The 20,952-nt window shown below is 70.3% G+C and carries 18 protein-coding genes; 14 read left to right on the top strand and 4 right to left on the bottom strand.

The window, feature by feature from the left end; translation table 11 throughout:
- Window positions 1-34 precede the first annotated feature (34 nt).
- Window positions 35-1,066, bottom strand: coding sequence for a hypothetical protein (locus R4P08_RS03050; protein ID WP_317812298.1), 1,032 nt, complete (start codon window positions 1,064-1,066; stop codon window positions 35-37).
- A gap of 171 nt (window positions 1,067-1,237) precedes the next feature.
- Here R4P08_RS03050 and R4P08_RS03045 point away from each other — a divergent pair, with 171 nt between their 5' ends.
- The 5 genes from R4P08_RS03045 (at window position 1,238) to mshC (ending at window position 5,559) form a co-directional block, all read left to right on the top strand.
- Window positions 1,238-2,083 carry an undecaprenyl-diphosphate phosphatase gene (locus R4P08_RS03045; protein ID WP_317812697.1) on the top strand — a complete coding sequence of 282 codons (846 nt, stop codon included), beginning with the start codon at window positions 1,238-1,240 and terminating at the stop codon, window positions 2,081-2,083.
- A gap of 38 nt (window positions 2,084-2,121) precedes the next feature.
- A complete protein-coding gene (locus tag R4P08_RS03040; RefSeq protein WP_317812297.1) occupies window positions 2,122-2,826 on the top strand; it encodes a histidine phosphatase family protein in 705 nt (234 codons plus the stop codon).
- 85 nt (window positions 2,827-2,911) lie between these two features.
- Entirely contained in the window at window positions 2,912-3,499 is a 588-nt protein-coding gene (locus tag R4P08_RS03035; protein WP_317812296.1) for a DUF3090 domain-containing protein, read from the top strand.
- On the top strand, window positions 3,496-4,278 hold the full coding sequence (locus R4P08_RS03030) for an SCO1664 family protein (protein ID WP_317812295.1): 783 nt from the start codon (window positions 3,496-3,498) through the stop codon (window positions 4,276-4,278). The genes R4P08_RS03035 and R4P08_RS03030 overlap by 4 nt, the downstream gene beginning before the upstream one ends.
- Before the next feature lie 27 nt (window positions 4,279-4,305).
- The gene (mshC, locus tag R4P08_RS03025; RefSeq protein WP_317812294.1) at window positions 4,306-5,559 is read left to right on the top strand and encodes a cysteine--1-D-myo-inosityl 2-amino-2-deoxy-alpha-D-glucopyranoside ligase; all 1,254 of its coding nucleotides are present in this window, start codon (window positions 4,306-4,308) and stop codon (window positions 5,557-5,559) included.
- 57 nt (window positions 5,560-5,616) lie between these two features.
- On the opposite strand, the gene R4P08_RS03020 is transcribed toward mshC, so the two are convergent.
- Complete coding sequence (locus R4P08_RS03020) at window positions 5,617-6,543, bottom strand: PAC2 family protein (protein ID WP_317812293.1); 927 nt, start codon at window positions 6,541-6,543, stop codon at window positions 5,617-5,619.
- 50 nt (window positions 6,544-6,593) lie between these two features.
- Between R4P08_RS03020 and metH the strand changes: the two genes are divergently transcribed.
- From metH to hisG, 6 genes are all read left to right on the top strand, one after another.
- Complete coding sequence (gene metH / locus R4P08_RS03015; protein ID WP_317812292.1) at window positions 6,594-10,154, top strand: methionine synthase; 3,561 nt, start codon at window positions 6,594-6,596, stop codon at window positions 10,152-10,154.
- A gap of 23 nt (window positions 10,155-10,177) precedes the next feature.
- Window positions 10,178-12,193, top strand: coding sequence for a heavy metal translocating P-type ATPase (locus tag R4P08_RS03010; protein ID WP_411741145.1), 2,016 nt, complete (start codon window positions 10,178-10,180; stop codon window positions 12,191-12,193).
- Window positions 12,194-12,321: 128 nt separating this feature from the next.
- Window positions 12,322-12,846, top strand: coding sequence for a hypothetical protein (locus tag R4P08_RS03005; RefSeq protein WP_317812290.1), 525 nt, complete (start codon window positions 12,322-12,324; stop codon window positions 12,844-12,846).
- A 44-nt stretch (window positions 12,847-12,890) separates the two neighbouring features.
- Window positions 12,891-13,607, top strand: coding sequence for an HAD family hydrolase (locus R4P08_RS03000; RefSeq protein WP_317812289.1), 717 nt, complete (start codon window positions 12,891-12,893; stop codon window positions 13,605-13,607).
- Window positions 13,604-13,867, top strand: a complete 264-nt coding sequence (locus tag R4P08_RS02995) for a phosphoribosyl-ATP diphosphatase (protein ID WP_317812288.1) — start codon at window positions 13,604-13,606, stop codon at window positions 13,865-13,867. Before R4P08_RS03000 ends, R4P08_RS02995 begins: the two co-directional genes overlap by 4 nt.
- A 48-nt stretch (window positions 13,868-13,915) precedes the next feature.
- The gene (hisG, locus tag R4P08_RS02990; RefSeq protein ID WP_317812287.1) at window positions 13,916-14,767 is read left to right on the top strand and encodes an ATP phosphoribosyltransferase; all 852 of its coding nucleotides are present in this window, start codon (window positions 13,916-13,918) and stop codon (window positions 14,765-14,767) included.
- A gap of 65 nt (window positions 14,768-14,832) precedes the next feature.
- Here the strand turns inward: hisG and R4P08_RS02985 are convergent, their stop codons facing one another.
- On the bottom strand, window positions 14,833-15,600 hold the full coding sequence (locus R4P08_RS02985; RefSeq protein ID WP_317812286.1) for a thioesterase family protein: 768 nt from the start codon (window positions 15,598-15,600) through the stop codon (window positions 14,833-14,835).
- Window positions 15,597-16,451, bottom strand: a complete 855-nt coding sequence (locus R4P08_RS02980) for a RecB family exonuclease (RefSeq protein WP_411741161.1) — start codon at window positions 16,449-16,451, stop codon at window positions 15,597-15,599. The genes R4P08_RS02985 and R4P08_RS02980 overlap by 4 nt, the downstream gene beginning before the upstream one ends.
- 193 nt (window positions 16,452-16,644) lie before the next feature.
- Here R4P08_RS02980 and R4P08_RS02975 point away from each other — a divergent pair, with 193 nt between their 5' ends.
- The 3 genes from R4P08_RS02975 to dop all read left to right on the top strand — a co-directional run bounded on the left by R4P08_RS02975 (window position 16,645) and on the right by dop (window position 20,903).
- Window positions 16,645-17,484, top strand: a complete 840-nt coding sequence (locus R4P08_RS02975; RefSeq protein ID WP_317812284.1) for a tRNA (adenine-N1)-methyltransferase — start codon at window positions 16,645-16,647, stop codon at window positions 17,482-17,484.
- A 189-nt stretch (window positions 17,485-17,673) separates the two neighbouring features.
- Window positions 17,674-19,374, top strand: a complete 1,701-nt coding sequence (gene arc, locus R4P08_RS02970) for a proteasome ATPase (RefSeq protein WP_317812283.1) — start codon at window positions 17,674-17,676, stop codon at window positions 19,372-19,374.
- A complete protein-coding gene (gene dop, locus R4P08_RS02965; RefSeq protein WP_317812282.1) occupies window positions 19,371-20,903 on the top strand; it encodes a depupylase/deamidase Dop in 1,533 nt (510 codons plus the stop codon). Before arc ends, dop begins: the two co-directional genes overlap by 4 nt.
- The last annotated feature ends 49 nt before the right edge of the window (window positions 20,904-20,952 follow it).

Genomic DNA, 20,952 nt, shown 5'->3' with positions numbered 1-20,952 from the left:
GGTCCTCCTCGATGGGACGTGGGTGGTCCTTGGATCAGCTCGCCGGTGCGGAGAGCGTCGGGCGGATCAGATGGAGACCGGCGCCATCGGAGGACCCGACGACCACGGTGCCGGACTGCGTGACCGCGAGGGAATCGGGCTGGCGCACGGTGGCGATGTCGGCGCGCCGGACCCCTGTCCCGTCGCCGAGATCGTACGCCTGGACGGTATTGGTTCCGGTGGACGTAACCCAGACGACGTCCCGGGAGTCGTCCGCGGCCACCGCCCAGGGCTGCGCGGCAACCGGGAACTGCTGATGCAGGCGGACCGGCGAGGTGGAGTACACGAGAAGTGTGCTGCCGACGGTGTCGCTGGCGATCATCGTGCCCTCACCGAACCCGGCCAGCATCCCGGCGCCCTTTCCTGCACGCAGGAGCGGGCCCGCGACGTCCTCGTCGAAGTCGATGCTCGCGACGACGGTGTCCGGCCGACTGAGCGCGGTCACCGAGCCGTCGCGTGCCACGCTGATCCGGTCCACGGCGGTCAGTCCGCTCACGCGGTCCTGCTCGACACCGTCCGAGTCGCGCAAGACCACGCTGCCGTCGTCGTCGCCGGTGAGGATCCGACCGTCGTCTGTCTCGGCGGCCGCGGTGACCGGGCCGAGACCCGAGATCTCCCGCGCCTCTCCGGTCGGTGAGATCACCACGACACCGTCGCCAAAGGGGACCAGGACGGACCCGTCGTGGCCAGCGCTGGCGATCCCCGCATCGGCGGGGAGTTCGACGGAGGCCTCGGCGATCCACCGGTCGCCGTCGACCCGGCCGATCTCCAGGCCGGGCGGGCCGTCGACCTGCGCTGCCACCCGGTCGCCCGTGGCGACCAGGGCGACGACGCTGCCGGGAACCGGGATCACCTCGCCCTCGACGGGGTCGGAGACCTGCGGCGACTCGGCGGGGCGGGCGTTACCCTGCTCGATCTGGTTGTACTCGTCCAGCTGACTGGTGGGCGACGAGCAGCCGGAGAGCCCGACCGCGAGCGCGATCAGCGCGGCGGGAAGGACGGTACGGCGGTGGGCACGAAGGGGCACGGTGTTCCTCTCGACTGTGCGCCATTGTCCACCACCCGGGTCCTCGGCACCCGCGCAGGGCGGGGCGACTACCCTCGCGGCGGTGCGGTGACGCATTGTTCGTGCCGACGGCCCCGAGAGAAAGCAGCGCGCGTGAATGCAACGGTCCTCGCCGCCCCCGCGGCGGAAGGGATGTCCTGGCTCCAGGTCGTCGTGCTGTCCGTACTCCAGGGGCTCACCGAGTTCCTCCCGGTCTCCTCGTCCGGGCACCTGCGGATCTTCTCCACCTGGATGTTCGGACAGGATGCCGGCGCCTCGTTCACGGCCGTGGTGCAGCTCGGCACGGAGGCCGCGGTACTGGTGTTCTTCTTCAAGGACATCGTGCGCATCCTCGCGGCCTGGTTCCGGGGAGTGTTCAACGCTCAGCGCCGCGACGACCCCGACTACCGGCTCGGCTGGTACGTGATCGTCGGTTCGGTTCCCATCGCGATCATCGGGTTCCTGGGCAAGGACCTCATCCGCGACGCCGCCCGGAACCTGTGGATCACGGCCATCGTGCTCATCGCGTTCTCCTTCGTCTTCCTCCTGGCCGAGAAGCTGGGAAAGCAGGACCGTCCCGTGGAACCGCAGTCGCTCAGGGGCCTGTCCATGAAGGACGCCGTCATCATGGGCCTGGCGCAGTGCCTCGCGCTCATCCCCGGGGTGAGCCGCTCGGGCGGCACGATCTCCGCCGGCCTGTTCCTGAACATGTCCCGCGAGGCCGCCGCCCGGTTCTCCTTCCTCCTGGCCATCCCGGCCGTCCTGGCGTCCGGGTTGTTCAGCCTCCCCGACGCCTTCGACCCCGCCCAGGGGCAATCCGCCAGCGGCGTCCAGCTGCTGGTCGGATCGGCGATCGCCTTCGTGCTGGGGTACGCGGCCATCGCCTGGTTGCTGCGCTTCGTGCAAAATCATTCGCTCGCCTGGTTCGCCGGCTACCGGATCCTGCTGGGCCTTCTCGTCATGGGACTGCTCGCCACGGGCACCATCCCCGCCACCTGACCCGTCACCTCCCACCGCGGCCTCGGTAACCTGCCGGTATGACCGTCATCCTGCTCAGGCACGGCCGCTCCACCGCCAACACCGCCCTCACCCTCGCCGGCCGCACGCCCGGGGTCGCACTCGACCAGACGGGCCGGACGCAGGCACAGGATCTCTGCCGTCGACTCGCCGGTCTGCCGGTGGAGGCCGTCGTCCGCTCGCCGCTCCTGCGGTGCCGCGAGACCGTCGAACCGCTGGCCTCGGCCTTCGGCGTCGACCCGGTGATCGAAGACGGACTGGTCGAGGTGGACTACGGCACCTGGACCGGGCGGTCACTGACCGACCTCGCCGCCGAGCACATGTGGTCGGTCGTGCAACAACATCCCTCTTCGGCGGTCTTCCCGGACGGCGAGTCGCTGGCGGAGATGGCCACCCGGGCGGTGACCTCCATCCGGGCACACGACCGACGGCTGGCCGAGGAGTCCGGTCGCGACGTGCTGTGGGTGGCGTGCAGCCACGGCGACGTGATCAAGGCCGTGATCGCCGATGCCTACGGGATGCACCTCGACCACTTTCAGCGCATCGTGGTGGAACCGGCGTCGATGTCGGTGGTCCGGTACACAACCCACCGGCCGTTCGTCCTGCGGGTCAACGACACCGGCGGAGATCTGGCCAGCCTCCGAGGCGAGCCGGCCGGTCACGTGGGCAACGCCACGGCGGGTGACGCCAGCTCGGACGCGGTACCCGGTGGGAACGTACCCTGATGATCCGCAGCATCACCCACAGCGCTGACCCCCGCGCTACCACGCAGCACACTGGAATCCAGCACCCCATGAGGAGACGACCGGCATGAGCAGGGAAGTGCACGAATTCCACGACCCGACCCGGTTCGTGGTGGGCACGGTCGGTCAGCCCGGCGAACGGGTGTTCTTTGTCCAGGCCACGGGCGGCGGCCGCACCGTCTCGGTCCGCTGCGAGAAGCAACAGGCGCAGATCCTCTCCGAGCGGATGGGCGACCTCCTCGACGAGATCGCCTCCAAGTCCGACGTGCCCGTGCCGCCGGCTGCCGGTGTCGTGGACGACCTCGCGCCGCTCGAGATGCCCGTCGACGCCGAGTTCCAGGTGGGCACGATGGGCCTGGGGTGGGACGGCGAGAAGAGTCAGATCGTCGTGGAGCTCCTGGCGATGGACCCGGATGCGACCGACGAGTCGGTGGTGCTCTCGGACGCCGAGGACGCCCCCGATGCGCTCCGCGTGTTCCTCACCCCGCTCCGCGCCCGGCAGTTCGTCCTGCGTAGCGAGAAGGTCGTCTCGGCCGGACGTGCCCCGTGCCCATTGTGTGGGGAGCCGATCGACACCACCGGCCACCTGTGCGTCCGGCTCAACGGGTACCAGCCGCGCTCCGGTGAGGCGCTCGCCGACCTCGTCGACCCGTGACAGCTCGCCCGCCGGGCCCCGAGCTCACCGTCCTGCACCGGATCCCCTCCGGCAGCAACGCGGTCTACCGCTGCGTCGACGGCGAGGGCTCGCACTGGGTGTACAAACCCTCGGCGGGGGAGCGTCCCCTCATGGACTTCCCCGACGGCAGCCTCGCCGCACGGGAGATCGCCGCGTACACGGTGTCCGTCGCGCTGGGCTGGGACCTCATCCCGGAGACCGTCGCGGCGTTCGGACCCGGCGGCCCCGGGATGGCGCAGCGGTGGATCGACGAGCCCGAGCGCGACGAGTCCACCGGCCACGACCCGGTGGACGTCCACCCGGTGGACGCCCTCCCCGCCGGCCGGGTGGCGGTACTGCGGGGCGAGGGGTCCCGCGGGGAGAGTGTGGTGGTGGCCCATGCCCTGGACGACCGGCTCCGCCGTATCGCGTTGTTCGACCTCGTCGTCAACAACGCCGACCGCAAGGGCGGTCACGTCCTCGTGGACACCTCCGGGGTGATCTGGGCGATCGATCACGGACTCTCCTTCCACGCCCACCCGAAGCTCCGTACCGTCCTGTGGGGGTGGGCGGGCCAACCCCTGTCGCCGGAAGATCTCGCCGCCCTGACGGGGCTGGGCGGGGACCTCGCAGGAGACGGCGCGCTCAGGGAAACCCTGAGCGACCTGCTCTCCCCGGTCGAGGTGGCCGCCCTGTGCGCACGGGTGACCGAACTTGTCGACGACGAGGTGTTCCCCTCCCCGGGGCCGGGCTACCCGTTACCCTGGCCGCTCTTCTGAGGACACGCGGTCTCTAGACTCGGGCACATGCACTCGTGGTCTTCGCCTGACGTCCCCTCCATCCCCGGCGACGCCGCATCCCTGAAGTTGTTCGACACGGCGAGCGGCGAGGTCCGTGAGGTCGCTCCCGGGCCCGTGGCGACGATGTACGTCTGCGGCATCACGCCCTACGACACCACCCATCTCGGCCACGCGGCCACCTATCTGACCTTCGATCTGGTGTACCGGCTCCTCCTGGACGCGGGCCACGACGTTCACTACGTCCAGAACACCACGGACGTCGACGACCCGCTGTTCGAGCGGGCGGAGCGAGACGGCGTGGACTGGCGGGAGCTGGGCGACCGCGAGACGGACCTGTTCCGGGCCGACATGGAGTCGTTGCGGATCCTGCCCCCGCGCGACTACGTGGCCGCCACCGAGACCATCGACGAGGTCGTGGAGATGGTCGCCGAGTTGATCGACCGCGGTCACGCCTACGCGATCGACCCGGCGGTCGACGGCTATCCCGATGTCTACTACCGGCACCGGGCCACCGACGAGTTCGGGTACGAGTCGGGTTACGACGCCGGCGAGATGGCCAGCGCCTTCGCCGAGCGCGGCGGGGACCCGGACCGTGCCGGCAAGGAGCACCCCCTGGACGCCCTCCTCTGGCGGGCCGAGCGCCCGGGGGAGCCCTCGTGGCCCTCCCCGTGGGGTGCCGGTCGGCCGGGGTGGCACATCGAGTGCTCGGCGATCGCCCGCAACCGGCTCGGCATGGATTTCGACATCCAGGGCGGCGGCAGCGACCTCGCCTTCCCGCACCACGAGTTCTCCGCCGCGCACGCGGAGGCCGCGACCGGCCGGTCGCCGTTCGCCCGGTTCTACGTCCACGCGGCGATGATCGGCCTCGACGGCGTCAAGATGAGCAAGTCCCTGGGCAACCTCGTGCGGGTCAAGACGCTGCGGGAGCAGGGAGTCGACCCCGCCCTCATCCGGCTCGGCCTGGCCGCCGGGCACTACCGCACCGACCGGTCCTGGACCGCGTGCCTTCTCGACGAGGCCCGCGCCCGGTTCGACACCTGGTGCCGGGCGGTGTCGCTGGGCGCCGGCGCCGACGCCGCGACGATGATCGCCGCCCTGCGCGAGCGGCTCGCGGACGATCTCGACACCCCGGCCGCCCTGGCCGTGGTGGATTCATGGGCCGCGTCGACACTGGCCGGAGACCACTCCGACCCCACGGCGGGCCCCGCCGTCGCCGCAGCGCTGGACGCCCTGCTGGGGGTCTCACCCACCGCCGTCTGACGCGGGCCGGGTCCGGTCCGCGGGTCGGATCCGCGGGTCCGGAACCCAGGGTCGGGTTCAGCCGGCGTCGGGCTCGTCGTGGTAACCCTGCAGGAAGCGCTCGAACTCGGCCGCGATCGACTCGCCGTCGACAAGTGGCATCTCGTCGCCGTCGGCCGCCCGGTCGCGGTCGGGTTCGGGATCGATCCCCACACCGACCCCGTTCTCCTCGTCCATCCGGTCCTCCAGGGACTGGATGTAGTCCCGCAGATCCTCGTCCTCCCCGGCGGCGGCGTCGACCTTCTCCGCCCAGGTCCGGGACTGGACCCGCAGAGCGTCCATCGGAACGGCGATCCCGAGGTTGTCGGCCAGCCAGGAGAGCACCGACTCGGTGCCCCGGGGGTTGGGCGGGGAGGCGACGTAGTGGGGGACACCCGCCCACAGGCTCACCGCCGGCACCCCGGCCTCGGTGAGGAGCTGCTGGAGCACGCCGGTCATCCCCGTGGGGCCCTCGTAGTCGGACGCCTGGACGCCCATGCCGGCCATCCGTTGGCGACTGAACGCCGTCCCGGTCAGGGGGATCGGGCGGGTGTGGGGAACGTCGGCCAGGTAGGCCCCGAGGAGTACCACCTGCGACACCTCCAACGTGTCGACCAGGTCCACGAACTCGGAGGCGAACCGTCGCCACTTCAGCGCCGGCTCAGGGCCACGGACCAGCAGGACATCGTGGGCGTACCCGTCCGGACGGCAGACCGACACCACGATCCGCGGCCACTCGACCGATCGCGACACCCCGGCGGAGTGGCGGACCGTCGGCCGCTGGTCCAGGTAGTCAAAGAACTCGTCACCGCCGATCTCGGCGATCTGGCGCGCCTCCCAGTTGAGGGCCAGGTGCTCGATCGTGCCGGTCGCCACGTCGGCCGCGTCGTTCCAGCCTTCGAAGGCCACGATCATCACGGGGCTCTCCAGATCGAGGTGCCCGTCGGGAGTCCATTCGACAGTCATCAGTACAGCCTACGTTCGTCGAGTTGCCGGGCACCCATACACTGGGGGCCATGTCTGTTCATTTTGATTCGCCCCTGTTGGATGCCGCTCGTCGGCGAGTACTGATCGGTGACGGGGCGATGGGCACGATGCTGCAGGCGGTCGACCTCGACGTCGACGCCGACTTCCTGGGTCTGGAGGGTTGCAACGAGATCCTCAACGCCACCCGCCCCGACGTGGTGGGCGATATCCACCGTGCCTACTTCGAGGCCGGCGCGGACCTCGTGGAGACCAACACCTTCGGGTGCAACCTGTCCAACCTGGGCGACTACGACATCGTCGACCGGATCAGCGAGCTCGCCGAGAAGGGTGCGGCGATCGCCCGGAAGGTCGCCGACGAGATGGGGCCGTCCGAGGACGGCACCCCGCGGATGGTCCTGGGCTCCCTCGGTCCCGGCACCAAGCTCCCCTCACTCGGGCAGGCCGCGTTCGACGAGATGCGGGGCGCCTACGCGCAGGCCGCCGAGGGTCTGGCCCGCGGCGGCGCCGACGCCTACCTGGTGGAGACGAGCCAGGACCTGCTGCAGGTCAAGGCTGCGGTCCTGGGTTGCCAGGACGGGATGGCGGCGGCCGGTCGGCGACTGCCGATCATCGCGCACGTGACCATCGAGACCACGGGGACGATGCTGTTGGGTTCGGACATCGGTGCAGCGCTCACCGCGCTGGAGCCGCTCGGGGTCGACATGATCGGCCTCAACTGCGCGACCGGGCCGTCGGAGATGGTGGAGCACCTGCGGTACCTCTCGCGTCACGCAGGAATCCCCGTGTCGGTGATGCCCAACGCGGGCCTGCCCGAGCTGGGGGAGCACGGGGCGGTGTACCCGCTGGGCGCCGAGCTCTTCGGTCCGCAGGTGGCCGACTTCGTCTCCGAGTTCGGACTGTCGATGGTGGGCGGCTGCTGCGGCACCACCCCCGAGCACATCACCCTCCTGCGCAAGGAGGTCCTCGCGCGGGAGAAGGCGCACCGGGAGCCGACGCCGGTGAACGCGGTCTCCTCGCTCTACTCCAACACGACGCTGCGGGCCGACGCCGGCATCATCATGATCGGCGAGCGGACCAACGCCAACGGGTCCAGGAAGTTCCGGGACGCCATGCTGGCCTCCGACTGGGACACCTGCATGGAGATCGCCAAGGGGCAGATGCGGGACGGCGCGCAGATGCTCGACCTGTGCGTGGATTACGTGGGGCGCGACGGCTCCGGTGACATGGCCGAGCTGGCCAGTCGACTGTCCACGTCCTCGACGCTGCCGATCATGCTCGACTCCACGGAGCCCGAGGTGATCCGGACCGGACTGGAGCACCTCGGCGGCCGGTGCACCGTGAACTCGGTGAACTACGAGGACGGCGACGGGCCGGAGTCGCGCTTCCAGAAGATCATGGAGCTCGTGTCCCGGCACGGCGCGGCCGTGGTCGGTCTGACGATCGACGAGGAGGGTCAGGCGCGCACCGCGGACCGGAAGGTCCAGATCGCCGAACGCATCATCACCGACCTCACCGGGAACTGGGGGGTCGACGAGGACGACATCATCATCGACTGCCTGACCTTCCCCATCTCCACCGGTCAGGAGGAGGTGCGCAAGGACGGCATCGAGACGATCGAGGCGATCCGCCGGCTCACCTCGACCCACCCGCGCGTCCACACCACCCTGGGCCTGTCCAACATCTCCTTCGGCCTCAACCCCGCCGCCCGGCAGGTGCTGAACTCCGTGTTCCTGCACGAGTGCATCCAGGTGGGCCTGGACACGGCCATCGCACACAGCTCCAAGATCCTGCCGATGAGCAAGATCGACGAGCGGCAGCGGGAGGTCGCGCTCGACCTGGTCTATGACCGCCGCCGCGAGGGCTACGACCCGCTGCAGGTGTTCATGGAGCTGTTCGAGGGCGTCTCCGCTGCCAGCGCCAAGGACGCACGTGCGGCCGAGCTCGCGGCGATGCCGCTCATGGAGCGGCTCGCGGCGCGGATCGTCGACGGCGAACGCAAGGGACTCGAGGCGGACCTCGACCTCGCCATGGCGGAGATGCCCCCGCTGGAGATCATCAACTCCCACCTGCTGGGCGGCATGAAGACCGTCGGCGAGCTGTTCGGCTCGGGCCAGATGCAGCTGCCGTTCGTCCTCCAGTCCGCGGAGACGATGAAGACCGCCGTCGCGCACCTGGAACCCCACATGGAGGCCAGCGACGAGGACGGCAAGGGTCGGATCGTGCTGGCCACCGTCAAGGGCGACGTCCACGACATCGGCAAGAACCTTGTGGACATCATCCTGTCGAACAACGGCTACGACGTGGTCAACATCGGCATCAAGCGGCCGATCGCCGACATCATCTCGGCCGCCCGCGAACACAAGGCCGACGTGATCGGCATGTCCGGGTTGCTGGTCAAGTCGACCGTCGTGATGAAGGACAACCTCCGGGAGCTCAACTCGGAGGGCATCGCCTCCGAGTTCCCGGTGCTCCTGGGCGGCGCGGCCCTCACCCGTGCCTACGTGGAGGTCGACCTGGCGGGGATGTACCAGGGCGACGTCTACTACGCCCGCGACGCGTTCGAGGGCCTGAGGCTCATGGACGAGGTGATGACGTCCAAGCGGACCGGGGTCCCGATGTCGGAGTCCTCAGAGGTCGCCGCCAAGGCCGCCGAGCGACGTGAGCGCCGTGCCCGCAGCGAGAAGATCGCCGCCAAGCGCGCCGCCGCGGCCGAGCCCGTCGTGGTGCCGGAGCGGTCGGACGTCGCCGCGGACCAGCCCATCGCGACGCCGCCCTTCTGGGGGTCGAGGATCGCCAAGGGCATCCCGGTGGCCGACTACGCGGGTCACCTGGACGAGCGAGCCCTGTTCTTCGGGCAGTGGGGGCTGCGCGCCGCGCGCGACGGGGAAGGTCCCGACTACGACGAGTTGGTCGCCACCGAGGGTCGGCCCCGCATGCGCTCGTGGATCGACCAGCTCACCACCGAGCGGATCCTGTCCCACTCCGCGGTGGTGTACGGCTACTTCCCGGCCTACTCGGACGGCGACGACATCTGCGTGCTGGCGGAGCCCCGCCCGGACGCGGAGGTGCTGCACCGGATCTCGTTCCCCCGTCAGCAGCGGTCCCGGTTCCTGTGCATCGCCGACTTCATCGCCTCCAAGGAGCGGTGCGAGGCCGAGGGGACCGTGGACGTCCTCCCGTTCCAGCTGGTCACCATGGGTAAGCCGATCGCGGACTTCGCCAACAAGCTGTTCGCCGCGGACAACTACCGCGACTACCTCGAGGTGCACGGCCTCTCCGTGCAGCTCACCGAGGCCCTGGCCGAGTTCTGGCACCGGCGGGTCCGCGACGAGCTGAAGCTGCCCGAGGGCGCGGTGTCGGATGAGGATCCCGACGCGATCGGAGACTACTTCGACCTCAAGTACCGGGGCGCCCGCTACAGCTTCGGCTACGGGGCGTGCCCGGATCTGGAGTCCCGCCGGGTCGTGGTGGATCTGCTCGAACCGGAGCGCATCGGCGTGGTGCTCTCGGAGGAGTTGCAGCTCCACCCCGAGCAGTCGACGGACGCCTTCGTGCTCTACCACCCGGAGGCCAAGTACTTCAACGTCTGACGCGAACCCAGGAGAGCCTGCCCTTGCTGGTGGAGACTCTCCCGCCGGGTGATGATGGGAACATGGACACGGGCCACGACAGCCCCCGCGCCGAGCCTCCGGGCGCGGGGGCCTTGTCATCGCCGTCGCCGGCCGAGAATCACCGGGACGGGGCGCTCCGCACGTTCGTCGCCTCGCGTCAGGGCGTACTCGCGATCGCCGCCGCCCTGGCGATCGTGGTCCATCTGGTCTTGCGCGCGCTCACCGACCCCGGCGCCTCGGTAACCGGGGAGTGGTTGACCCGCGCCCCCTTGATCGCCGTGGTGGTGGTCGGCGGGATCCCCCTCATCGTCGAGGTCCTGCGCGCGGCGGTCAGGAGCGCGGGCGGGGCGGACATGCTGGCTGCGGTGTCGATCGTCACCGCGGTCGCCCTCAGCGAGTGGTTGGTGGCCGCGATCATCGTCCTCATGTTGTCCGGCGGAGAGGCGCTCGAAGCCGCGGCCTCCCGCAGGGCGTCGGCCACTCTCGACGCCCTCGCCCGGCGCAGACCGGCGATCGCACACCGACTGCGCGGAAGCTCACCGGCCGAGGGAGTGGACGAACTCCACGCCGACGAGGTCCTGGTCGACGATCTGCTGCTCGTCCTGCCACACGAACTGTGCCCGGTCGACGGCGAGGTGGTGGACGGCGACGGTGCCATGGACGAGTCGTACCTCACCGGCGAACCGTACGTCGTCCCCAAGTCACCCGGTTCGCAGGTGCTCTCGGGCGCCGTCAACGGCGACGCGGCCCTGACCATCCGGGCGGAGGCGCTGGCGGCGGATTCCCGCTACGCGCAGATCGTCGGGGTGTTGCGCGACGCCGAGGAGCACCGGCCCCCGATGCGGCGCCTCGCCGACCGCCTGGGCGCCTGGTACACCGTGGTCGCGCTGGCCCTGGGAGTCCTCGGCTGGGCGATCTCCGGCGATCCCACCCGGTTCCTCGCGGTGGTCGTGGTCGCGACCCCGTGTCCGCTGCTCATCGGGGTCCCCGTCGCGATCATCGGGGCGATCTCACTCGCCGCCAAGCGCGGGATCATCATCAGGAACCCGGCGATGCTCGAGGACGTCGGGCGGGTGGAGACGGTGATGTTCGACAAGACCGGCACCCTGACCTACGGGCGACCGGTACTCACCGAGATCGTCGCCAGGCCCGGAACCGATTCGAACGACGTACTGGCCGCCGCCGCGGCGGTCGAGGTCTACTCCCGCCACCCGCTCGCCCAGGCTGTCGTCGACGCCGCGGCCCGGCGGGATCTGGCCACTCCGCCGCTCAGCTCCGTCACCGAGAAGCCGGGGGCCGGGCTGGTCGGCGAGGTGGACGGACGCCTCCTCCGGCTGACCAACCGGCGTGGGCTCGCCGAGGTCGATCCCGAGGCCATCGACCTCCTCCCGGAATCCGAGGCCGGGATGGAGTCGATCGTCCTCATCGACGACCGGTACGCCGCGACGCTCCGGTTCCGTGACGAACCGCGGGCCACCGCGGGCGACTTCGTCGCCCACCTCCCGCGTCTGCACGGCGTCACACGCATGATGATCATCTCCGGTGACCGCGAGGCCGAGGTCCGCCGCCTGGCCGACAAGGTGGGCATCAGCGAGGTGTACGGCGGGGTCAGTCCCGAGGGAAAGCTCGCGATTGTCCGCGAGCGCACGGCGGCGGGCCCCACCCTGTTCCTCGGTGACGGGATCAATGACGCCCCCGCGATGACGGCCGCCACGGCCGGGGTGGCCTTCGGCGCCACGTCCGACGTCACCTCCGAGGCCGCCGACGCCGTGGTCCTGGATTCCTCGCTGGAACGTCTCGACGACCTCCTCCACATCGGGAGGAGAATGCGTCGGATCGCGCTGCAGTCGGCGCTGGGCGGGATGGCCGCGTCGACAGTCGGAATGGTCCTGGCCGTGTTCGGTCTGCTCAGCCCGCTCGCCGGGGCGATCGCGCAGGAGGTCATCGACGTCCTCGCGATCCTCAACTCGGCTCGGGTGGTGATGGCACCACCGAAACTCAGCGACTTCGACCGGTGAAGGCCGCCGGGCTCGCCGGTACCGGAGCCCGGGCGTCCGCGCTGACACGCCGCGAGCACAACCCGATAACCTCATACGGCCGTAGCTCGACCGAGCACACCTAGGCCGCCCGCGAGGAGGAGCCGATCTTGACCACCATCCGACGATCAATAGGCCTCGCCTGCGCGACGGGCCTCGTGGCCGGGGGAGCGGTCGTGGCCGGGGCCCCGATGGCCTCCGCCCAGGTGTGGCACGACTCGCCGGCCTGGGACGTGCGCTTGCCGTATCCGCTCGGCGGCGAGCACACGATCCGCTTCGGGGCGTTCACGACCTGCAAGCTGGGCGGGGATGGGGAGTTCCATCAGGCCCTGAGTGCTCACGCCAGGGACCTCGACCAGCCCATCGGCTCGTTCGACTTCTCCGCCGCTCTGTTCCCGTTCAACTCGGCGACCGTGAAGTGGCACAACACCGACACCAACGTGCGGGGCGCCCAGACGGTCCAGTCGACGGGCCCCGAGGTCGGCATCGGCGGCGCGTTCACCGGGCACGGACGCCTGGCGGTCACCATCACGACCAGCAAGTCCGCGCTGCCGACCCTCGCCCCGGGCTCCGTCGCGCCTCTCGCCTCCGTCACCCACACCGAGCGGTTTCTCGTGCCGGCAGGAAGCTGCTGACATCCCGGCACCCCCGGCGCGGCCGGTCGGGTAGACAGTAGGCCGTGACCAGCATTTCAATCGACCGCGCCCCGGCCGCCGTGTGCCTCGACATGGACGGCACCCTCGTCGACACCGAACGGCTGTGGGACATCGCCGTGTACGAGCTCGCCGAGCACCTGGGCCGCCCCCTCGACGACGCCACGCGGGAGCGGACCCTCGGCAATTCCCTCAACGGCTTCTTCGAGATCCTGGGGGAGTACACCGGCCGGGTGATCGAGGGCACCGAGTTGGATCGGCTGGCCCACCGGCTCAACTCGCGGGTCACCGAGCTCATGCGGTCCGATATGCGCTGGCGGCCGGGGGCGGAGGAGTTGCTGGAGGACCTCGCCGCGACAGGGACCCCTGTCGCGCTGGTGACCAACACGACCGCGGACGTGGCGGCGGTGCCCCTGGAGTTCATCGACCGGTCCCGGTTCGCCGTGGTGGTCACCGGCTGCATGGTTCCCGATCCCAAACCCGCGCCCGACCCGTATCTGCTGGCCTGCGCCGGGCTCGGGGTCGACGCGACGTCCGCTGTCGCGGTCGAGGACTCCGTCACCGGCGCCACCTCGGCCGTCGCCGCGGGGTGCCGGGTGCTCTACGTGCCGTCGACGGAGGGTCAGCCGCACGTGATCGGGGCGCGCACACACCCGACGCTGGAGGGCGTGGACGCCTCCGCCCTGTTCGCCCTCACCTCGGGAACGACCGTGGGCGCGGCTGTGGGAGAATCGGCCCCGTGAAGACCTTCGATGATCTGTTCGCCGAGCTGTCCGAGCGCATCGCCGCGCGCCCCGAGGGGTCCGGCACCGTCGCCGCCTTTGACAAGGGCGTGCATCACCTCGGCAAGAAGGTCATCGAAGAAGCTGGCGAGGTGTGGATCGCCGCCGAGTACCAGTCCGACGATGAACTGGCCGAGGAGATCTCGCAGCTCCTCTACTGGACCCAGGTCATGATGCTCAAGCGCGGAATCGGCCTCGAGGACGTCTACCGGTACCTCTGACCGCCACACTTACCACCCCTCCCCGCACCGAATCCTGGAGCCGCCATCATGCTGCGCGTCGCAGTGCCCAACAAGGGCGCCCTGTCCGAAGCCGCCTCGGAAATGCTCTCCGAGGCGGGCTACCGTCGTCGCTCCGAGGGGAGCAAAGACCTCTCGCTGATCGACCGCGAGAACGACGTCGAGTTCTACTTCCTGCGCCCCAAGGACATCGCCGTCTACGTGGGGTCGGGTCGACTCGACCTGGGGATCACCGGCCGTGACCTCGCCGCCGATTCGATGGCGGAGGTCGACGAGGTCCTGGACCTGGGTTTCGGTCACTCGACGTTCCGCTATGCCGGCCCGGCCGGTGCCGGGTGGACCACGGACCGGCTCGCCGGGGCCAGGATCGCCACCTCGTACCCGAACGTCGTCCGCAAGGACCTCCAGGAGCGGGGGATCGAGGCCGAGGTCATCCGGCTCGACGGCGCTGTGGAGATCTCCATCCAGCTCGGTGTGGCCGACTGCATCGCCGACGTGGTGGGCTCCGGCCGGACGCTCAAGGTCCACGAGCTCGAGGCGTTCGGGGCCGTCCTGTGCGACTCGATGGGTGTGTTGATCTCACGCCGGGACGCGGAGCCGTCCCCGGAGATGGGCCAGTTGCGTGCGCGCCTGCAGGGCGTCGTGTTTGCCCAGCAGTACATGATGCTGGACTACGACTGCCCCAAGAGCATTCTCGAACCCGTCTCGGCCATCACTCCGGGCATCGAGTCGCCCACGGTCTCGCCGATGGCGGACCCGGCTTGGGTGGCGGTCCGGTCGATGGTGCCGCGCAAGCGGGTCAACTCGATCATGGACGAGTTGGCCGCGGCCGGCGCCAAGGCGATCATCGCCACCGACATCCGCACCTGCCGCATGGGCTGAGCTGGACGAGCTGAGCAGGATGGGCTGAGCCCGGCCAAGGCCAACCGAGGCCGGCTGATCCCTTCTCAGGCCCGCTCGACGAGCAGCGCCTGCAGCGTGTGACCGATGGCTCCCACTTCGTCGTACAGGGTGCCGGCGGTCGCGCCCACACCGTCCGGGCCGATCGATGCGTTGGCGGTGACCCCGATCCACTCGCCGACGGGCCGCCGGTGCAGGTGGCTCACCACGTCGGTGTTGAGGAAGCGCCACTGCTCGGGTTCGAGCACCGCCCCGACTCCGTTCGCGATGTCCGCCACGGCCATGACCCGCTCGACCGGGGTCATCTCCTCCCCGGCGACCAGCGGCAGGGTCGGGCGGGCCCACACGGTCCCGTCCACCGCCTCGCGGATCTCCAGCGAGTCGATGTAGCCGCTGGTCCAGCGGTCGAAGAAGCTACTGTTCTGCCCCGCACCGGGGAGCTCACGCGGCCGGTCCGCCGACTGCTCGACGTCGGCCGTGTCCCCGATGGCCATCCGCCAGGCGCTCGCGCGAGCGACGACCCGGCCCCCGGCCTCGAGTTCCGACTCCAGCAGTTGGACCCTGCGCCCGGGGCGGACCACCCGCGCACGGGTACGGAGTTCGCCGAGCGGGACCGGACCGAGCAGATCCACGGTGACGCGCGCGATCCTGGTCTGGTCGGTCCGTTCGAGGCGGTCCATCGCCCGGGTGAGGATGGCCGAGGGCGGCGCACCGTGCTGGAGATCCGGCCCCCAGGCGCTCACCGTGTGCGGCGTCGCACGGAAGATCTCCCATCCGTCGCCGGTACCCAGCGGCTCGAAGTAGGCCTCCGTCACGGTGTGCTCCTCAGGTCTGGCCCCGTATCGGGGGTGTCCGACACGAGGGGTATCACGCGGCTGCCCGGCCATCCCGGGTACTCGGGCGGGGTACCCCCGAATGCCGGACACAGCGCCTGGTGATTGCACCAGTCGCACAGCCGGGACGTGCGCGGGGGAAAGATACCGGATTCACCGGCACGCTCGATCTCCGACCACAACACGTCCAGTTGGGTCTCGGTCTCGACGAGGGACGCCAGGTCCGGGGAGAGGGTCAGCCAACTGCCGTTCTTGAGGTAGATCAACTTGAGCTGCGCGGGCAGGACCCCGTGGATCCGCTGGTACATCAACGCGTAGAACCGCATCTGGAACATCGCCTGGTCCTGGAAGCGCGGGTTCGGCGGTTTGCCCGTCTTGTAGTCGACGACCCTCACCTCCCCGGCCGGCGCCACGTCCACTCTGTCCAGGTAGCCGTGGAGTGGCGTCCCGGAGGCGGTGGCGGTCACGAGGTACTGCTCACACGATGCGGGGGAGAACCGCCGGGGGTCCTCGACGCCGTAGAGCGCGGAGACCAGTGCTGAGACCTCGGCCTCGAAGTCGGCGCGGCCGGAGAGCGGCACCACCTCCGCCCCGCCGTCGACCGCGTAGAACTGCTCGACCGCTTCCGGGACGAGCCCCACGGCCCGCTCCGGCGCGCGGTCGGACTGGTCCAGCCCGTACAGCGTCTCGAGGACCGAGTGGACGACCGTCCCCAGCACCTGGGCGCGGGTCTTGGGCTCCGGGACCCTGTCGATGGTGCGCAGCCGGTAGAGCAGCGGGCACTGCCGGTAGTCCGCCGCCCGCGAGGCGGACAGCGCCAGGGGCTTGCGCACGAGTCCGGGCTCCGGCGAGGCCGCGCCGCCTACCGAGCCGACAGAGCCGGCCGGGCCGACAGGGCCGACCGAGCCGTCCGAGCCGACATCGCCGGCCACCTGACCGGTACCGCCGATTTCCAGGGGATACGTCACACCTGGCAGGGTAGACAACCGGTCGGACAACTGGCCGCGTAGCCCCTGGAGGTCCACAGTGCAGCGTTCCGGTCCGTTTGTCGTAGGCGACCGCGTGCAGCTCACCGACACCAAGGGGCGCAAGTACACCGTCGTCCTGGTCGAGGGCGCCGAGTTCTTCACTCACCACGGTGCCGTCCGCCACGACGACCTGATCGGCACCCCGGAGGGGTCGATCGTCAGGTCATCCGGGGAGGCCAACTACCTCGCGCTGCGCCCGCTGCTCACCGACTACATCCTCTCCATGCCGCGCGGCGCCCAGGTCATCTACCCCAAGGACGCCGCCCAGATCGTCCACGAGGGCGACATGTTCCCAGGCGCACGAGTGCTCGAGGCCGGGGCCGGCTCCGGGGCACTGACGTGTTCACTGCTGCGCGCGGTCGGACCGGAGGGTCGGGTCTTCTCGTACGAGATCCGCGAGGACCATGCCGTGCACGCCGAGCGCAACGTCCAGACCTTCTACGGGGAGCACCCGGAGAACTGGGACCTGCGCATCGCCGACCTGGCCGAGACGTCGGTCGAGGCGCTGGGCGGCCAGGTCGACCGCGTGGTGCTGGACATGCTCGCCCCCTGGGACTGCCTGCCCACGGTGCGCGACGTCCTCGTGCCCGGAGGCGTGCTGGTGGTCTACGTGGCCACCACCACCCAGATGTCGGACGTCGTGGAGGCGCTGCGCAGCCAGGAGTGCTGGACCGAACCGCGGGCGTGGGAGTCGATCAACCGCGGGTGGCACGTGGTGGGCCTGGCCGTGCGCCCCGAACACCGCATCCAGGGCCACACCGCGTTCCTGGTCACCGCCCGGCGACTGGCGGAGGGCGTGACCACGCTCAAGCCCAGACGCCGGGCCGGCAAGGGCTGAGCGCGGCGGCTCGACGGACGCGGGCTCACCCGCCCCTCACCCTGCCGACTCACTCTGCCCATTCATTCACCCTGCCGACTCACTCTGCCCATTCACCCTGCCGACTCACCCTGCCGGTTCACCCCGGCGATAGGGTGGAGGCCACGACGACGAGGGTGTCGTCGGCGAGTCGGAGAGCAGGTGATCGCGGTGACCGAGGGAAGTTCCCCGGACGGGCGGGGTGGCGACAGCGTGTCCCTGGACCGGGCCGAGCTCGCCCGCCTGCGTAAGGCCGTGGACGAGGGGGCCCGCTCGGACCGCGAGAAGGCGGTCAAGATCGACGCGCTCGGCGCCCGCAACGTCAGGCTCGCGGAGCTGCTCAAGGACTCCCGCGACCAGCTCCAGGCGCTCAAGGGCGAGGTCGACCGCCTCGGCACCCCGCCCAGCACATACGGCGTGGTCCTGCAGGCCCCGACGGACGGCTCGACGGCCGAGGTGATGGCGGCCGGCCGTCGGATGCGGCTCACCCTCGCCCCCGGCGTTGACGGCTCCGCGCTCACCCCCGGCGTCACGGTCCGGCTGAACGAGGCCATGACAGTCGTCGAGGCCTGCACCGAGCTCCCGACCACCGGCGTCACCGCGGTCTTCCGGGACGTCCTTGCCGACGGGCTGCGGGCCCGCGTGGTGATGGGGAACGACGAGGAACAGATCGTCCACCTGGCCACCGCCCTGCGCGGCGGCCGGACCGCCGACCATCCGGCGCCGCTACGCCCCGGCGACGCGGTGCTCGTGGACCCCAAGGCCGCCGTCGCGTTCGAGGTCGTGCCCAAGGCCGAGGTCGACGAGCTCCTCCTCGAGGAGATCCCGACGGTCGAGTACTCCGACATCGGCGGTCTGGGCCCGCAGATCGAGCAGATCCGCGACGCCATCGAGCTGCCCTTCATCCACCACGACCTGTACCGCGAGTTCCACCTCTCCCCGCCCAAGGGCGTCCTGCTCTACGGCCCTCCCGGCTGTGGCAAGACGCTGATCGCCAAGGCCGTCGCGCACTCCCTGGCGCTGGCCTCGGCCGAATCGCGCGGGGAGGACGTCTCCGACGGCCGGTACCCCAACTCGTATTTCCTGTCCATCAAGGGCCCGGAGCTGCTCAACAAGTTCGTCGGCGAGACCGAGCGGCACATCCGGTCGATCTTCGAGCGGGCGCGGGAGAAGGCCACCGAGGGCAACCCGGTGATCATTTTCTTCGACGAGATGGATTCGATCTTCCGCACGCGGGGGTCGGGGATCTCCTCGGACGTGGAGACGACCATCGTCCCGCAGCTGCTCGCCGAGATCGACGGGGTCGAGGACCTGCGCAACGTCATCGTGATCGGCGCCTCCAACCGGGAGGACATGATCGACCCCGCGATCCTGCGCCCCGGGCGCCTGGACCTGAAGATCCGCATCGACCGGCCGGACGCCGAAGCGGCCGCCGACATCCTCGCCAAGTACATCACCCCGGACCTGCGCTTCGACCCGGGCGAGATCGGCGAGGCGGGCCGCGAGGACTACGTCCGCGAACTCATCTCCCGGATCGTCGACCGCCTCTACACCCGGGACGAGTCCACGACGTACGTGAACCTCGTCTATGCCTCGGGCCGCCGGTCGTCGCTCCACCTGGCCGACCTGACCTCGGGTGCGATGCTGCGCAACATCGTGGACCGCGCCAAGAAGCTGGCCATCAAGGACATCGTCCACGGAACCGGGCAGGGATTGACCACCGACGACTTCCTCGACGCCGTGGACGCCGAGTTCGCGGAGAACACCGACCTGCCCAACACCTCCAACCCACAGGAGTGGGCGCGGCTGTCGGGCGTGCGCGGCGAACGCGTGGTCGAGGTCACCGTCCCGCGGCGCGAGGGCGACCGGTGACCCCGCACGGTCAGGACACGCCCGGTCAGGCCGCGGGCGGTCAGGTCCCGCGCGGCCGGATCATCGGGACCGAGATCGAGTTCGGCATCGTGGCCGTGGGCCAGCCGCTGCTCAGCTCGGTGGTCACCTCGACCCAGGTGGTCAAGGCCTACTCCGATCCGGGCGAAGGCGCCGGCGCGACAGACGACGCCCGCTGGGACTACGGATCCGAATCGCCCCTGCGCGACGCCCGCGGCTTCGACCTCGGCGCCGCCCGCGCGTACGACCCGAGCGAGTTCGGGGTGACCAACCGGGTCCTGACCAACGGCGCCCGCTTCTACGTGGACCACGCCCACCCCGAGTACTCGGCGCCCGAGGTCGACTCACCGCTCGACGCCGTGATCTGGGACAAGGCGGGGGAGCTGGTCATGCACCGGGCGGGACGCGAGTCCTCCGCCACCGGGGACAACGCGGAACTCAAGCTCTACAAGAACAACGTCGATGGCAAGGGTGCCTCCTACGGCGCGCACGAGAACTTCCTGGTGCGCCGCGACGTCGACTTCGACGCCCTCACCCTGAGCCTGGCCCCGCACCTGTTGTCCCGGCAGGTCTACTGCGGCGCCGGACGAGTGGGGATAGGCCAGTTCGGTGAGACCGCCGGGTTCCAGATCTCCCAGCGCGCCGACTACATCGAGGTCCTCACCGGCCTGGAGACCACGCTGCACCGCGGGATCATCAACACCCGCGACGAGCCGCACGCGACCGACGAGACGTGGCGCCGGCTCCACGTGATCATCGGCGACGCGAACATGTCCGAACTGGCGACCTACCTCAAGGTCGGCACGACCTGCCTTGTGTTGGACGCGATCGAGGCCGGGATCGACTTCGCCGACCTCCTGCCCGTCGACCCCGTCGAGGCCGTCCACGTCATCAGCCACGACCCGACCCTCACCGCGACCGTCGCGCTTCCCGACGGTCGCGAGGTCACCGGCATCGGCCTCCAGCGGGAGATCCTCGCCCGCGTCTCGGCGCTGATCGGGGACGGCTCCGGTCATCCCGGCTGGGCCACCGAGGTGCTGGCGCAGTGGCGGGAGATCCTCGACGCGCTCGAGCAGAACCCGATGTCGTGCGCGGACCGGCTCGACTGGCCGGCCAAGCTGCGTCTGCTGGAGGGGTTCCGCGCGCGGGACTCGCTGGGCTGGGACCACGCCCGCCTCGCGCTCATCGACGTGCAATACCACGACATCGACCCCGACCGCGGTCTCTACAACCGCCTTGTCGCCAAGGGTGCGATGCGCAGGCTGACGACGGACGAGCAGGTCGAGGCCGCGGTGACGACCCCGCCCGAATCAACGCGGGCCTGGGCGAGGGGACGCTTCCTCGCCGAACTCGGTGCCCGCGTCCACGCCGCGGGATGGGACCACGTCGTCGTCGTCGATTCCCGCGGCGACCACCGACACGTCGACCTGGCCGACCCCTACACGGGGACCCGCGCCTTCTGCGACGCCGAGCCGGCCTTCCTCACCGCGGACGGCCCGCCGCGGAGCTGACCCGGGACACCGCCCGGGCCGGACCCACCGCCCTGCCGCTCACCACCCT

The sequence above is a fragment of the Rhodococcus sp. IEGM 1408 genome (genome assembly GCF_033142235.1).
GTDB lineage: Bacteria > Actinomycetota > Actinomycetes > Mycobacteriales > Mycobacteriaceae > Dietzia.
This window is presented reverse-complemented; position numbering and strand designations above follow the sequence as displayed.